General features: G+C 69.8%; 13 protein-coding genes. 5 read left to right on the forward strand and 8 right to left on the reverse strand.

Translation table 11 applies throughout. The annotated features are described in order from the left end of the window. Positions 1 to 7: 7 nt before the first annotated feature. The 4 genes from minC to M3149_RS18075 all read right to left on the reverse strand — a co-directional run bounded on the left by minC (position 8) and on the right by M3149_RS18075 (position 2,361). Positions 8 to 754 carry a septum site-determining protein MinC gene (gene minC, locus M3149_RS18060; protein WP_251710879.1) on the reverse strand — a complete coding sequence of 249 codons (747 nt, stop codon included), beginning with the start codon at positions 752 to 754 and terminating at the stop codon, positions 8 to 10. Between the two features lie 338 nt (positions 755 to 1,092). Further along, the gene (locus tag M3149_RS18065) at positions 1,093 to 1,473 is read right to left on the reverse strand and encodes a Spy/CpxP family protein refolding chaperone (protein ID WP_251710880.1); all 381 of its coding nucleotides are present in this window, start codon (positions 1,471 to 1,473) and stop codon (positions 1,093 to 1,095) included. Between the two features lie 199 nt (positions 1,474 to 1,672). Then, positions 1,673 to 2,164: a Cu(I)-responsive transcriptional regulator gene (cueR, locus tag M3149_RS18070; protein WP_251710881.1), complete on the reverse strand. Its 492-nt coding sequence runs from the start codon at positions 2,162 to 2,164 to the stop codon at positions 1,673 to 1,675. Then, positions 2,164 to 2,361 carry a heavy-metal-associated domain-containing protein gene (locus M3149_RS18075; protein WP_251710882.1) on the reverse strand — a complete coding sequence of 66 codons (198 nt, stop codon included), beginning with the start codon at positions 2,359 to 2,361 and terminating at the stop codon, positions 2,164 to 2,166. The genes cueR and M3149_RS18075 overlap by 1 nt, the downstream gene beginning before the upstream one ends. 121 nt (positions 2,362 to 2,482) lie before the next feature. On the opposite strand from M3149_RS18075, the gene M3149_RS18080 reads away from it, so the two are divergent. Together M3149_RS18080 and M3149_RS18085 are read left to right on the forward strand one after the other, a co-directional pair. Next, positions 2,483 to 4,747, forward strand: coding sequence for a heavy metal translocating P-type ATPase (locus M3149_RS18080; protein WP_251710883.1), 2,265 nt, complete (start codon positions 2,483 to 2,485; stop codon positions 4,745 to 4,747). Positions 4,748 to 4,813: 66 nt separating this feature from the next. Further along, on the forward strand, positions 4,814 to 5,395 hold the full coding sequence (locus tag M3149_RS18085) for a hemerythrin domain-containing protein (RefSeq protein ID WP_251710884.1): 582 nt from the start codon (positions 4,814 to 4,816) through the stop codon (positions 5,393 to 5,395). A 3-nt stretch (positions 5,396 to 5,398) separates the two neighbouring features. Here the strand turns inward: M3149_RS18085 and M3149_RS18090 are convergent, their stop codons facing one another. Beyond that, a complete protein-coding gene (locus M3149_RS18090; RefSeq protein ID WP_251710885.1) occupies positions 5,399 to 6,760 on the reverse strand; it encodes an aspartate aminotransferase family protein in 1,362 nt (453 codons plus the stop codon). 100 nt (positions 6,761 to 6,860) lie between these two features. Between M3149_RS18090 and M3149_RS18095 the strand changes: the two genes are divergently transcribed. The 3 genes from M3149_RS18095 to M3149_RS18105 all read left to right on the forward strand — a co-directional run bounded on the left by M3149_RS18095 (position 6,861) and on the right by M3149_RS18105 (position 10,518). Beyond that, positions 6,861 to 7,799 (forward strand): IS481 family transposase, encoded by a 939-nt coding sequence (locus tag M3149_RS18095; RefSeq protein WP_251710886.1) that lies wholly within the window; start codon positions 6,861 to 6,863, stop codon positions 7,797 to 7,799. 93 nt (positions 7,800 to 7,892) lie between these two features. Beyond that, on the forward strand, positions 7,893 to 9,119 hold the full coding sequence (locus tag M3149_RS18100; RefSeq protein ID WP_251710887.1) for a YbfB/YjiJ family MFS transporter: 1,227 nt from the start codon (positions 7,893 to 7,895) through the stop codon (positions 9,117 to 9,119). Between the two features lie 70 nt (positions 9,120 to 9,189). After that, positions 9,190 to 10,518, forward strand: coding sequence for an AsmA family protein (locus M3149_RS18105; protein WP_251710888.1), 1,329 nt, complete (start codon positions 9,190 to 9,192; stop codon positions 10,516 to 10,518). Between the two features lie 7 nt (positions 10,519 to 10,525). On the opposite strand, the gene M3149_RS18110 is transcribed toward M3149_RS18105, so the two are convergent. The 3 genes from M3149_RS18110 to M3149_RS18120 all read right to left on the reverse strand — a co-directional run bounded on the left by M3149_RS18110 (position 10,526) and on the right by M3149_RS18120 (position 14,850). Continuing rightward, positions 10,526 to 12,289, reverse strand: a complete 1,764-nt coding sequence (locus M3149_RS18110) for a hypothetical protein (RefSeq protein WP_251710889.1) — start codon at positions 12,287 to 12,289, stop codon at positions 10,526 to 10,528. A gap of 138 nt (positions 12,290 to 12,427) precedes the next feature. Continuing rightward, entirely contained in the window at positions 12,428 to 14,173 is a 1,746-nt protein-coding gene (locus tag M3149_RS18115) for an ATP-binding response regulator (protein ID WP_251710890.1), read from the reverse strand. Continuing rightward, complete coding sequence (locus M3149_RS18120; protein WP_251710891.1) at positions 14,170 to 14,850, reverse strand: response regulator transcription factor; 681 nt, start codon at positions 14,848 to 14,850, stop codon at positions 14,170 to 14,172. Before M3149_RS18120 ends, M3149_RS18115 begins: the two co-directional genes overlap by 4 nt. Positions 14,851 to 14,869: the final 19 nt, after the last annotated feature.

The raw sequence follows: 14,869 nt of genomic DNA on the forward strand, positions 1-14,869 counted from the left end.
CAGCGGTTCAGGCAGACAGCGGATCGATCACGAGCTTGTCGCCATCGTCCGTGCGTTGCAGGCGCACCTGCGCAGGCTTGCCCAGCAATACGCCGGGCAGCGGCACCTCGCTGGTGCGGTAGATGCCGGCGATGGACACCAGCTCGGGCGCCATGGCGAGCGAGAAGATGCGCGCATCAGCCTGGCCACGCGCGCCCGCGATGGCCTTGCCACGCAAGGGCGCGTAGACATGGATGTGGCCATCGGCGATGACCTCGGCACCCGGGTTCACCGGTGCCAGGACCACCAGGTCGCGCCCACGCGCATAAACCTGCTGGCCGGAGCGCAGGGGTTTGTCGATCACCAGCGCGCTGGGGTTCACGGCGGGGGGTGGCGGTGCGGCGGGCTCCTCGCGCGTGGCCCGGGTGGGCTCGGCGCGCGGCAAACTCACCCCATCGGCCACGGGCAGGCCCGCGGCTTGCGCCGCGGCACGCTGCACCTCGTCGCGCGCATGCACGGCCACGGCGCGCAGACGGTACTGCCCCAACAAGGCCGAAACGGCGGCCAGGTCGGGCGGCGCTGCACCTGCCATGGCCTGCAGGTCGATCAGCAAGGGATCGTGGTCGAAAAAATCGGGCTGGTCGCCATATCGCTCGGCGAGTTCGCGCTGCAGCAAGTCCAGATCGCTCGACTTGAGCAGCAAGGCCAGCAAGGGGAGATGGGCGCTCTTGAGATCGAAGCTGGCGGGCGCTTGGCCGCCCAGGGACACGGGCATGAGCAGGGGACAGGCTGAGCGTGAAAGGCGCGCAGTGTAGCAGCGGGTTTTGCCGCCTTGCGTGAGCGTTCGTGACCGGATGTTGGACAAGGCTGTGGACAGCATTGGCACAACCCGGGGCTTATCCACAGGCGCGACGGCAAAACCCGATTTGTCCCCAATCGCGCGCGCCGGCGCCGGGGTTCACCACACAGGCTTGTCCGGACGCACAAGGCCTTGTCGCTCAAGGAAAAAAGGCGCTTGTCCACATAGGACAGCGCCTTCTACTACCTACAACTATCTTTTAAAGAGAGTTCAGATAAGAACAACAGAACAACTCAAGCCCACGGCCGCGGGCGTCACATGCGGTGGTGCCTGCCGCCATGGCCGTGGCGCATGCCGTGCTCTTTCATGCCGGCGCGCATGACCCCGATGCCGTGCTGCGCGTCGAAAGCCTTTTGCTGGGCCGGGTTGAGCTGGGCGTAGAAGCTTCGGATGGCTTCATGGCGTTGGGTCATGGCGCGGTCGCGCTCGGCCTTCATGGCTTCCATGCGGTCCAGGCGCTCGGGCGTGCTGAGTTGCTTCCAGGCGTCGCGGTCCAGGCGTGGTTGGGCCGCTCGCTGTGCAGGTTGCATGCGCGCGATGAAGGCGTTCCACGCCGGCTCCTGTTGCGGAGTCAGTTGCAGGCTGGCTTTGAGGCGTTCCTGGTGCTCGACCATGCGCTGTTGCATGCGCTGCATTCGTTCGGCGTGGTGTTGCGGGTCATGGCGATGGCCCGCGCGGGTTTCGGCGGTGGCAGGCGCGTTGGGCGCCGGGGTGTTTTGTGCAATGGCGGTGACCGACAGCGCACCAATGGCGGTGGCCAGGGCGGCGGCGGGTGAACAACGATTTCATGGGCACTCCTTGCGGTGGATGGGCCACCGGGCTGGTGGCGTGCGTTCACTGTGCGCCGGCTCTGTGCAGCAAATGGGTGGCTTCTGTGTGTGGGTTGTAAAGATGTTTGTCGCAAGCACTGCCACCCAGGTCATCCAGGATGGGGCAGTCGGGCCGCTGGTTACCGGGACAGCGTTGCACCAGGTCCTGCAGCGTGCGGCGCATGGCTTGCAGCGCGGCGATGCGCTGGTCAAGCTCGCCGATGTGCTGCTCGGCGATTCGCTTGACCGTCTCGCTGCTGCGTCGGCGGTTGTGCCACAGGCTCACCAGCGTGCGGATTTCGTCGAGTGTGAAGCCCATGTCGCGCGCGCGGCGGATGAAGCGCAGCGTGTGCACATCGGCTTCGCCGTACTGGCGGTAGTTGCCATCGGTGCGGGGCACCTGCCCCAGCAGGCCCAGGCCCTCGTAGTGACGCAGCATCTTGGCCGAGATGCCGCTGAGCTGCGCAGCCTGCCCGATGGTGACCGGCCAGGCGATGTCCTGCAGGCCCGCCTCCATCACGCGGCCACCGCGTAGCCTTCCTCGCGGATGGCTTCGGCGATCTTCTCGCGCGGCTGTGCGCTGCTCACCTCGACACGGTTTTGCGGTCGGTCGATGCGGACCTCGGCTTGCGGGTCGAGTTGCTTGATGGCGGTGGTGACGGCGCGCTCGCAGTGGCCGCAGGTCATGCCCTGGACGGTGAAGATCTGGTTCATGGTGTTGCTCCGGGTTGGGATGAAACAATTCTCAAGCTTGACACGATGTCAACGTCAAGCCTGCGGTCATTTTCCGGCTGGGCTTGACCTTGCCATGGTGTCAAGGTGCACCATGCGATCCATGAACACCACCACCCTCCCATCCGATGTGGCCGACGCCGAAGTCTGCGAGATCGACCTCGGTATCGGGGGCATGACCTGCGCTTCCTGCGTGAGCCGCGTCGAGCGCGCGCTGCGCAAGCAGCCCGGTGTGCTTGACGCCAGCGTGAACCTGGCCACCGAAACCGCCCGCGTGAAGGCCACCGCAGGCGATGCGGCTTTGGCGGCACGGCTCAAGCGTGCCGTGCGCGACGCGGGCTATGAACCGCGCGCGATCGAAGCCGACAGCGACCCCGATGCCGAGCGCTGGCTGGGCATACCGCGCCATGCTTGGCCGGTGTTGCTCGCGGCCCTGCTGTCGGCGCCGCTGGCCTTGCCGATGGTCGGCGATCTGTTCGGAAAACACTGGATGCTGCCGGCGTTGTGGCAGTTCCTGCTGGCCACACCGGTGCAGTTCGTGCTGGGCGCGCGCTTCTACCGCGCAGCCTGGCATGCCCTGAAGGCGCGAACCGGAAACATGGAACTGCTGGTGGCCATCGGCACCACGGCGGGTTGGGCACTGTCGACCTGGCTCTGGTGGCGCGCGGAGCCAGGCGAGATGGTCCACCTCTATTACGAAGGCTCGGCGGTGGTCATCACGCTGGTCTTGCTGGGCAAGTGGCTCGAGGCGCGCGCCAAGCGCCAGACGACCGAGGCCATTCGCGCGCTGCAGGCCCTGCGGCCCGAGCGAGCGCGGCTGTTGCCCGATGGGGTGCGGCGCACGGAAATGGTCGAGGTGCCGGTGGAAGAGTTGCTGCCCGGCGACCGCATCCAGGTGCTGCCGGGCGAGCGCTTTGCAGCCGACGGCGAGGTGCTGGAGGGTCATACCCAGGCGGACGAATCCATGCTCACCGGCGAGGCGATGCCGGTGGCCAAGGCGCCGGGCAGTGTCGTCACGGGCGGTTCGCTCAACGGTGAAGGCCTGGTGGTCGTGTCGGTGAGTGCCAGCGGCGCGCAATCGGTGCTGGCGCACATCATTGCCCTCGTGCAGGACGCGCAGGCCGGCAAGGCGCCGGTGCAACGGCTCGTGGACCAGGTGGCTGCGGTGTTCGTGCCGGTGGTGTTGCTGATCGGCCTGGCCACGCTGCTGGGTTGGCTGATGGCGGGTGCGCCGCTGGAGAGTGCGATGCAGCATGCCGTGGCGGTGCTGGTGATTGCCTGCCCTTGTGCGCTGGGGTTGGCGACACCCGCTGCCATCATGGCGGGCACCGGGGTAGCGGCGCGCCACGGCATCCTCATCCGCGACGCCCAGGCGCTCGAGCTGGCCCACCGCGTGCAGAGCGTGGCCTTCGACAAGACCGGCACGCTGACCGAGGGCCACCCGCGCCTGCTGTCCTTGCGCGCCGCGCCGGGGCAGGACGATGCCACGCTGTTGTCGCGCGCTGCTGCGTTGCAGGCGGGCAGCGCACACCCGCTCGCGCGTGCCGTGGTGGACGCAGCAAAGGACAAGGGCCTGACCTGGCCCGAGGCACGCGACATGCAGGCCGTGACCGGCCGTGGCGTTCAGGGTGAGGTGGGGGGCGCGCGTTTGCTGCTGGGCAGCCTGCGCTGGTTGGATGCGCTGCGCATACCGCTCGGGCCCCTGCAGCCGGCGGTGGACGCGGCACTGGCGCAAGGCGCCTCCGTCTCGGTGCTGGCGCACGAGGGCGGGCCGGCACTGGCGGTGCTGGCTTTCGGTGACGAACCCAAGGCCGGTGCGGCCGAGGCGATCGCGTCGCTGCGCGCACGCGGCCTGAAGCTCGCGCTGGTGTCGGGCGACAACCGTGCCGCGGCCGAGGCCATGGCGGTGCGTCTGGGTCTGCGCAGCGCCGAAGGAGAGGTGATTGCCGAGGTGCTGCCGGCCGACAAGGCCGCCGTGATCCGGCGTTTGCAGCAGGGTGAACATGGCATGCCCCGCGTGGTGGCCATGGTGGGCGATGGCGTGAACGACGCGCCCGCGCTGGCGGCCGCAGACGTGGGCCTGGCCATGGGCCACACCGAGGGCGCGAGCGCCGACGTGGCCATGCACGCCGCGGGCATCACGCTGATGCGCGGCGACCCGCGGCTGGTGGGTGCGGCGCTGGACATCTCGCGCCGCACGGTGCGCAAGATCCGCCAGAACCTGTTCTGGGCCTTCATCTACAACGTGGCAGGTATTCCGCTGGCGGCGCTGGGTTTCCTCAACCCGGTGGTGGCGGGTGCGGCCATGGCCATGAGCTCCGTGAGCGTGATGGCCAACGCCCTGCTGCTCAAGCGCTGGCGGCCTTGACGTGGGTCAAGGTGCGGTGGCCTTGCGCGTGGGAAGCTTGGCTTTCCATCCGTGAGGAGACCGACCATGAAACGCGACGCGCTGCGCATCGTGCGCGACGAACACGCCAGCCTGGCTGCGATGCTGCGCTCGCTGCTGACGATGCTCGACCGTGGGCCCGAGGCCGATGGCGCCGAGCGCTTCTTCGATGTGTTTCGCGCCATGCTGTTCTACATCGGCGAGTTTCCCGAGAAGCTGCACCACCCCAAGGAATCGGACCTGTTGTTCCCGCGCGTGGCGCGCGCCGCGCCGCATACGCTGGAGGCGATCGAACGGCTGGAGAAAGACCACCTGGGCGGTGAGGGCCGCGTGCGCGAGCTGGTGCACCTGCTGATGGCCTGGGAGTACCTGGGCGAGCCGCGTCGCCAGGCCTTCGAGGACGAGGCTCGCGCCTACGTGGCGTTCTACCTCGCGCACATGCGGTTGGAGGAGCAAGTGGTGCTGCCCGCGGCCGAAGCCTCGCTCGATGAGTCCGATCGGCGTGCACTGGACGCGGCCTTCGCCAACCACGTGGATCCCCTCAGCCCCGAAGGCGCTCGCGATCCGGCGTTCGACCGCCTGTTCACGCGCATCGTGCGTCTGGCGCCGGCGCCCGTTGGCGTGGGTTGATCCTCAGCCGTCGAGCGCGGCCAGCAGTTCGTCGAACACCGCGAGCAGTGTGTCCACATCGGCGGCGGTGGTTTCGGGGCTCACCAGCATCATGCTGTGAAAAGGCGTGAGCAGCACGCCACGGTTGAGCATGAACAGGTGCGTGAGCGCCTCCAGCTCACTTTGTGCCAGGTCGCGCACGTCCTGCGCGTGGCGGGGCGTGCGGGGCATGAACTGCAGCTCCATGCGCGCGCCCAGGCGCGTCACCGTCCAGGGCCGCTGTGCGGCGGCGATGCGCTGCATCAATCCTTGTTCGAGGGCTGCTGCGAGCGACAGCATGTGGCGGTAGTTGGCGCCGGTGTGCAGGTGGGTGAGCGCTGCATCGAGCGCGGCCAACGTGAGCGGGTTGCCCGCCAGCGTGGTGCCGATGCCGCTGTGGCCTTCCGGCGCGTGCTGTTTGGCCGTCGTCATGCGGGCCGCCACTTCCTGCGTGAAGCCGTAAACCGCGCACGGCAGCCCGCCCGCGACGGCCTTGCCCACCACCAGCAGGTCCGGCTCGAGCCCGTGCAGGCGCGCGTAGCCGCCGAGCGCGGTCGAGACGGTGTGGGTCTCATCCATCACGAACAGCGTGCCGTGGCGGCGGCACAGCTCGCGCGCCGCGGGCCAGAAGCCCTCGGCCGGCGGCACGAGGCCGAAGTTGGTGAGCGCGGGCTCGGCCAGCAGGCAAGCGACATCGCCCGTGGCCAGCGCAGCTTCCAGCGCCGTGAGGTCGTTGAAAGGCACCACTCGCGTGAAGCGGTGGTGGTTGTGCACCTGTCCCAGCACCGAGGGGCGAGGCACGGTGGCACCGCTCGCCGGGTCGAGGTCGACCAGCGTGTCGTCGACCGCGCCGTGGTAGCAGCCGTCGAACACGAGCAGTTGTGCGCGGCCGGTGATCGCGCGCGCCCAGCGCAGCACGAAGCGGTTGGCGTCGCTCGCGGTGAGCGCCATTTGCCACAGGGGGAGCCCGAACACACGCGCCAGGCCCTTGCCCACGGCCACGCTGCGGGTGGACGGCAGCATGCAGGTGAGGCCCTGAGCCGCTTGCTCGGCAATGGCGCGCGCAAGCGGTGCCGGGCTGTGACTGAACATGGCGCCGGTGTCACCGAGGCAGAAGTCGGCGTAGCGCAGGCCATCGGCGCAGGTGAGGGTGACACCTTGCGCGGAGTGCACCGCCAGTGTGGCGGGCGTGGGCCAGTCGCGCATCCAGTGCAGCGGCACGCCGAACAGGTAGTGCGCTTGCGCGGCGGCGGCTTGTGCCATCGACTGCGGGTGGGTGGCGATGAAGCGCTCGCGCTCGGCTTGCTGCAGGGCCGCGATGCGCTGCGGGGTCGGGGAGGTACTCATGCGCCCACTCTAGGTGTGATGTTGCAATAGGTTGTTCACCCGACGGCATCTGGGAGACTGGAGTTACCACGCTTCAGCACTCACAGAGGAAACCCGTCGGATGAACAGCCACAAGAATGCCAGATTGACGTTTGAAGGACGCAAATTGCTCATCGAGCGCATCGCCGTCATGGGGCTGATGCCAGCGGCCGAGGCCGCTGGCATCAGCGTTCGGACTGCCCGCAAGTGGCGCCGTCGCTTCGAAGCTGGCGGACTCGATGCCCTAATGGACAGCAGCTCCCGGCCTGCCAAGACGCGCAGCACCATCGATGAGGCGCTGGGCCAGCGCATCGAGCAGCTGCGACGCAGCCGCATGCCCATGCACCGCATCGCCGCTGTGGTCGGGCGCAGCGTGGCCACCATCAGCCGCTGGCTGGCCAGGCTGGGCCTCTCCAGCCTGAAAGCGTTGCAGCCAGCTGTGCCCGTGGTTCGCTACGAACACGACACGCCCGGGGCCATGCTGCACATGGACACCAAGAAGCTCGGGCGCATCGAGCGCCCCAGCCACCGCGTCACCGGCAACCGCCGCGACTCCGTCGATGGCGCAGGCTGGGAGTTCGCCCACGTGGCCATCGATGACCACAGCCGGGTGGGCTTCGTGCAGATGCATGCCGATGAGCGCAAGGCCTCGGCGGTGGACTTCCTGCAAGCCGCCGTCGCTCACTACGCGGCGCTGGGCGTGCGCATCGAGCGCCTGCTGACTGACAACGGTTCGGCCTACCGCTCGCGCCTGTTCGCCAAGACCTGCCAGGCCCTGGGTATCAAGCACTGCTTCACTCAGCCCTACCGACCGCAGACCAACGGCAAGGCCGAGCGATTCATCCAGACCTGCCTGCGCGAATGGGCTTACGGCAGAACGTGGCAGCACAGCTCAGAGCGCACCGCCTGGCTTCCATCCTTCTTGAGCTACTACAACACCCGCAGGCCTCATTCGGCCCTCGGTCATCGCCCTCCGGCTTCCCGCCTCGGTGGGAATAACCTATTGCAACTCAACATCTAGGCCGTGTCGGCGCGTGATGTGGGGCCAGTGAGGCGCGCGTTCGGCGGACCGGCGCGACAGGTCGGCCGCGCGTTCGTGTCGACAATCGACGCCATGCCCGATCGAACACCTGCCACAGCGCCCGCTGAAACAAGCCAGGACAGCCCCGCCGCCCTGTTGCGCCTGGCGCTGGCGCTGTCGCTCGGGGCGGCGGTGTCCCTGGGCATCACGCGGTTTTCGTATGGGCTGCTGTTGCCGCCGATGCGCGCCGACCTGGGTTGGAGCTACACACTGGCCGGCGCGATGAACACCGCCAACGCGGTGGGCTATCTGGTCGGTGCGTTGGTGGTGCCGCGTCTGTTGGCGGCCGGGCGGGCGGCGGCGGTGTTCGTGCGCGCCGGCTGGGCGGCGGCGCTGGTGATGGCACTGACCGGCTTTTTCGCCGATGCAGGGTGGTTGTTGGCGCAGCGCGTCGTGGCCGGTGCGCTGAGCGCGCTGGTGTTCGTGGCGGGTGGACTCCTGGCGGCACGCCTGGCCGCACGCGACGCGCAGCGTGGCAGCCTGCTGCTCGGGCTCTATTACGGCGGCACCGGCCTGGGCATCGCGGCGTCGGCGTTGGCGGTGCCGCCGCTGCTGCACGCGGCGGGTGACATGCCGCACGCCTGGGCCTGGGCCTGGTGGGGGCTGGCCGTGTTGTGCGCGCTGGCTGCGTGGGGCATGGTGGCGCCCGCACTAGCGCTGGCCGACCCCCCCACCGCCGGCGGCAGCGCCGCGCACGGCGAGGTCGGCGCGGTTTCCCTTGCGCGGATGGGCTGGGCGCTTGCGGGCTATGCGCTCTTCGGGGTGGGCTACATCGGCTACATGACCTTCTCGATCGCGCTGCTGCGCGAACAAGGGCTGTCGGCGACCGGCATCACCGTGTACTACACCTTGCTCGGCGCCGCGGTGGTGGCTGCGCCGCGCTTGTGGGCCGGCTTGCTCGACCGTGAACGCGGCGGTGGTGCGCTGGCGCGGCTCAACGCCTTGCTCGCGCTGGCCGCGCTGCTGCCCGTGCTGGGGGGCGGCCTGTTGCTGGCCCTGGTGTCGGGCCTGCTGTTCGGCGCGGTGTTTCTCTCGGTGGTGGCTTCGACCACCGCCTTCGTGCGCCACAACCTGCCGCCGGCGCAATGGGCGCGCGGCATCGGCGCCTTCACCGTGTGCTTCGCGCTGGGCCAGATCGTGGGCCCGGTGGTGGTGGGGCTGATCAGCGACGGCCCTGGCGGTCTGGCGCGCGGGCTGGTGTTCTCGGCCGTGGCGCTGGCGTTGGGCGCGGTGTTCGCCTGGCGCCAGCGTCCGCTGTGAGGGCGTGGCGGCGGCGCGAACGGCGCCGGGCCTTCATCGGCTTCGCAAGGGCCGTGGGCACAATTCGCGCATGCGCCGTTCGACCCGCGTTGCCCTCTGGATCGGCCTGCCAGCCGTGCTGCTGGTGGGTGCTGCCTTCGCGCTGAACCGCTGGATCGCGAGCGATGATTTCCGTGAGCGCCTGGGGACGGCTGCCAGCGAAGCGCTGGGTGCGCCGGTGCGAGCGCAGCGACTGTCGCTGGCCTGGTGGCCGCTGCCCGCGGTGGCTGTGGACGGCCTGACGATCCAGGCACGCACGCCGTTGTCGCTGCAACGCGTGGAGTTGCGCCCGCGCTGGGGCGCTTTGTTCCTGGGCAATGTGCGGATCCAGACGCTGGTGGTGCGCGAGGCGGTGCTGCCCGAGGCAACGATTGCGCTGTTGAGTGCGCGCCTGAGCGAGGACAAGGCCGCAACCCGCAAAGCCGGCGGTGGTGCGACACCTGACGACGAGGCACTGGACTTTTCGCTGCTGCCGCGCGAACTGGTGCTCGACGAGGTGACCTGGTTCGCGGCCGACGGTGCCCGCACCACGGTGGATGCGACGCTGCGCTTCGACGGCGACGGCTGGCCGCGCGAGAGCAAGGTCGCCATCACCGGCGGCAACCTGCGCGGCACCACGATCGCGCTCCAGCGCGAGGCTGGCGCCACGGCCTGGCGACTGGACGCGCGCGTGGGCGGTGGCCGCATCCAGGGGCCGATCGCGGTGAGCCCGCCGGCGCCCGACGCGAAGAACCGCCGCGTGGCGCTCAAGGGTTCGCTGCGTACCGAGGGGGTGGAGGTGTCGGCGCTGACGGCGCCCAGCCGCACGCTCACGGGCCGCTTGCAGGCCAGCACCGAGATCAACGCGCAGTTCCCCGAGCGCGTGAGCGCCGATGCCCTGGTGGCTGCCTTGCGCACCGACACCCGTTTCACCGTCAGCGAGGCGGTGATCAACGGCATCGACCTCGCCAAGGCGGTCACCACCGTGGGCCTGTCGCGCGGTGGCCAGACCGGGCTGGACACGCTGGCCGGTCAGGTGAGCACCCGCGGCAAGGCGATCACGCTGTCCAACCTGGTGGCGAGCTCGGGCGTGCTCGCGGCCACTGGCGAGGTCAACATCGCACCGAGCCGGGCGCTTTCCGGCCGCGTGCGGGTGGATCTGACCCGCGGCACCACCGGGCAGGTGACGGGCGTCCCGCTGGCGTTGGGCGGCACGCTCGACGACCCGCAAGTCACGCTCACGCGCGCCGCGCTGCTGGGCGCGGCCATCGGCACCGCGCTGATGCCCGGCGTGGGCACCAGCGCCGGCGCCAACCTGGGCGACCGTGTGGGCGAGGGTCTCAAGGGCCTGTTCGGCGGCGGGCGCGAGGCGCAGCGCTGAAACAGCGTCAACGGTAGAGATTGATCCAGGGTACCGAATTGCCGGTGCCGTCGTTCACGTGCCATGCCGCTGCGGCCGTGCCGTCGGGCGCGACCGCGAGCATGGCGTCGGCATCAAAGCCGATGTTGCTCGCGAGCGTCCACACGCTGCCCTGGGCGCCCCAGTTGCCGGCCGCGTCGCGCACGCGCGAGACCAGGCGGTAGCTGGGTTCGTAAGTGCCCCAGAGCACCATCACATTGCCCGCGGGGTCGCGGCGCAAGGTCTGGCCGTTGACGATGCTGCCCGTGTTTGCGCTGAGCATCAGCGGCGTGCCCACCGAACCACCCGCGCTCACGGTGTTGGTGTAGAGCAGGTTCCCGCCGAGGCTGGCTTGCTGCCAGATCACCACCGCGGTGCCATCGTCGCCAAGCGCAACCCGGCTGAACAGGCTTTCAGCGGCTGTCTGGTCGACCTCGACCGCGTTGGCCCAGCCACTGCCCGGGGCGTAGCGCGCCAACAGCACGCTGCGCGTTGCGCCCGGGGTGGTGTAGGGATACAGGTGCAGGCTGGCGGCGGCCGAGCCATCCGCCGCGATGCTGATGTCCTCGAGCACGCTGTTGTTGCCGCCCACACCCGGTGTGAGCAGTACCGGACTCCCCCAGCCACCCGCCTGGGTGTACACGGCGGCCGCGGCGTACTGGCCACCGTTGGGGCCCGAGGGGATGCTTGCTGTCCAGCCCGCGGCCACGTCGCCGTTGGCGTTGACCGCCAGCCGCGGCGTCAGGGTCACACCGTTGATGCCACTGACCGCGGGGAAGTCGATGTCCACGTACTGGCTCCAGCTGCCATCAGGGGCCATGCGCGCAGCGAGCGCGCGGCGCGTGTTGAACACCGCGGGGAATCCGCCGAAGTCCTGCCCCCAGACGGCGGTGGCCACGCCGTTGTCGTCCATCACCAGCGCCATGCGCGAAAAGGTGGAGCCGATGTCGTCGTCCTCGAGCAGCGTGGGCGCGGCCCAGGCGCCTCCGGCCACCTGGTGCGAGCCGTACAGGCTGTCGCGCAGGTTGGCGCGGCCGATGAAGACAATGGCCGCCGTGCCGCTGGGCGCCAGGCCGATGCTGAAGCCGTGGAAGGTCGGGTCGTCGGCGTTGGTCCAGCTGGCCACCAGGTCCGTCGTCCCCCAACCCGCGCCGGGGCTGTAGCGGCGCGTGAGCAAGGCGCTGTCGCCGGTGGTCAGGTCAACATCGACCCAGGCGGCGATGAAGGCGCCGCTGGCGTTGCCTGCCACCGCCGGCCCCGCGGTACCGTTGGACAGGCCATCCGCGGCGCGCAGCCGTTGCGCGGTTTGCCACGCGCGTGGTGCACCGGCGGCGTTCACGCTGAGCAGTGCCTCGGACGAGAGCACCTGGCCGCCGCCGTTGGACACGCGCACGCGCACACGCTCGCCGTGGCGCGCCAGCGGCACCGCGTTGAGGTTGAGGCTGGCGGAGGTGGCACCCGACACATCGGCCCACGTGGCGCCCGCATCGGTGCTGTTTTGCCACTGGTAGTTCAGGCCGCTGCCACTGGCCACGACGTTGAAAGCGGCATTGCTGTTTTCGGTGATGGTCTGGTTGGCGGGCTGGGTGGTGATGGCGGGCGCCGCGAGGGGCACGGTGGTGGTCACGCCAGGCGCCGGGGCCGGCGTGGCCGGGGCGTCACCGCCGCCGCCCCCGCAGGAAGCGAGGAGCAGACCGAGCAGGACGCCGCCGAGCGCGCGGTGCGTCCGTGTGAGAAGCGTGGTGGTCACCATGGGAGATCTCCTCGGGCCAGAGGCCCGTCGTGCGTGGGCAGGGCTGCACGATACGGAGGGGGGCTGGGCGCTGAACAGTGCCGAAAGTCACGTCTTGATACACCGACGGGGGACCTGCGGTCCGTGCTCGGGCCTCACTCAGGCCGCGATCAATTCGCCCAGCGCTCGCCGCAGCTGGGCCGGGTCGACCGGCTTGTAGAGCACGGGCACGCCGGCGTCGCGCAGGCGCAGCAGGCGATCGGGCGCGGTTTCGCCGGTGACCAGCAGCAGCGGCAGCCGGGGTGCATAGCGTTCGCGCAGACGCTGCGCCACGAGCAGGCCGTCGGCGCCTTCGGCGAGGCGAAAGTCGCAGATCAGGGCGTCAAAGCGCTGGCGCGTGAGCGCCTCGGCAGCGCGCGCCTCGCCGTCGACCGCGGTGAGCTGGATGCCCCAGCCGTCGAGCAACGCACCCGTGGCCTGCGCGATATCGGTCTCGTCTTCGATGAGCAGCACGTGTTGCGGCAGCCGCTGCATCAGGGCGGGCTCGGGCTGCACCGGCTCGGGCGCTGCGGCCAGCCGCGGCGCTTCGGCGGCGGGCAGTTCAAGGCGGAACCGGGTGCCTTGTCCGGGACGCGAGCGCAGCTGCAGCGGGTGCTCGAGCAGTGCGGCCAGGCGGCGCACGATGGCCAACCCCATGCCAAGACCGCGCGTTCGGTCGCGGCCCGGGTTGTCGACCTGGTAGAACTCGTCGAACACGCGCTCGGCATGTTCGGGTGCGATGCCAACGCCGGTGTCGACCACCTCGACCCAGGCTTTTGAACCGCGTGCGCGCGCCACCACCAACACCCCACCGCGCGGCGTGTACTTGATGGCGTTTTCCACCAGGTTGGCCAGCAGGCGTTGAAGCAACTGCGGGTCGCTGTATACCCAGAGCCCGCTGGCACGAATGCGCAGCTGCAGCCCGGCTTCCTCGGCCCGGCTGGCGAACAAGGGCAGCAGCGCGGTCAGCACGTCGGCCAGGGCAAACGGCCGCCGCTCCGGTTCGATCACGCCGGCATCCAGGCGTGACACGTCGAGCATGGTGTCCAGCGAATTGCCCAGCGCGCGCACGGCGCCCATCAGCCGCTGCGCATGCGCCAGGGCGGCGCGGCCCTGCAGCTCGCGCTCGAGCACGGCGCCGAACAAGGCGATGGCGTGCAAGGGCTGGCGCAGGTCGTGGCTGGCGGCGGCGAAGAAGCGGGTCTTGTCCTCGCTGGCGCGGCGCGTGATGGCCATCTGCTCGGCCAGCTGCTCGGCCAGGGCTTCCTTCTCGAACCGGGTGCGCAGTGCCTCGGTGAGCAGGCGGTGCAGGTTGCGCGCGAACAGCAGCGTGGCGGCGAGGTAGACCAGGCAACAGACCGCGAGGAACAGGTGCAGGGTGTCGCCACGCCAGGCCAGTGCACTGGTCAGGCCCAGCACCATGGGCAGCGTGAATGCCAGCACCGAGGCCCAGCGCGAGGCCGTGGCGGGCACGCCCGCACTGCACAGCCCCAGCATCACGAGCATCAATAGGGCGGTGAGTGGCTGGTTGTCGAGCGGCAGGAAACACCAGGGCGCCAGACCCCAGGTGAGGCTGTAGAGCGAGTGTTCGCGCACGTGCAGCCGGGCCCAGTGCGCGCTGCGTTCATGCGCTTGCGGATCTCGGTGCCAGCGGCTGAGGAAGGGATAGCGGGCGGTCTGCAGGGTGTGCAGGCCCCACCACACCAGCACGCCCGTGTCACGCAGCTGCCACCAGAACAGCGCCACAACGCTCCAGGCGAGCACCACGTCGGCCAGTGTGGAGGCGGCGAGGTTTCGAAACAGCGCGGCGACCTGCGCGCGGTGCACGCGCTCCTCGATACCCAGTGGCGGCGGTGCGGCAATCACCGCAGCTGGCTGATGAGCTGGGCGCGCGAGCGCACGCCGAACAGCAGCAGCAGTGCCGAGACGTGGTTCTTCACGGTGCCTTCGCTGAGGTGGGCGCGCATGGCGATTTCGCGGTTGGAGGCGCCGGCCAGCACCCAGTCGAGCACCTGGGCCTGGCGTTCGGTGAGCGTGAGTCGCAAGCCGTTGCTGCCGCGCCAGGTGCACAGGCCGCTCGGCTCGGGTGGTGGTGGCGGGGCGTGCCGGCTGTCGGCTTCGCCGAACGTGCCGCGCGAGCGAATGAACCCGATGACGTGCTGCAGGTCACCCGACTTGGGCAGGTAGGCCAGCGCGCCGCGCGCCACCGCGTGGCGCATGAGGCCCGGATCGTTCACGCCCGAGAGCACCGCCACCGGCGCCTGGGGCCAGGCGTGCAGGAAGGCGTCGAGCGCGCCCAGGCCATGGGCGTCGGGCAGCTGCAGATCGAGCAACACCAGGCCGATGTGTCGGCGTTGCTCGCGGTACTGCTCCAGCGCCTCGGCCACCGTGCGGGCCTCGAACACCGGTACCTGCCGGCCGGTGTCGGCGGCGTGCGATTGCACCAGCGTCAGCAGCCCCAGGCGCACCAGGTCGTGGTCGTCGACCAACAGCAGCCCGTTGGCGGTGCTGGTGGCGGCATCGGGCTCGGCAAGGGAGGCCATGGCGTGCATGGTAGGCAAG

The organism is Hydrogenophaga intermedia (assembly GCF_023715105.1).
Classification (GTDB): domain Bacteria; phylum Pseudomonadota; class Gammaproteobacteria; order Burkholderiales; family Burkholderiaceae_C; genus Hydrogenophaga; species Hydrogenophaga intermedia_A.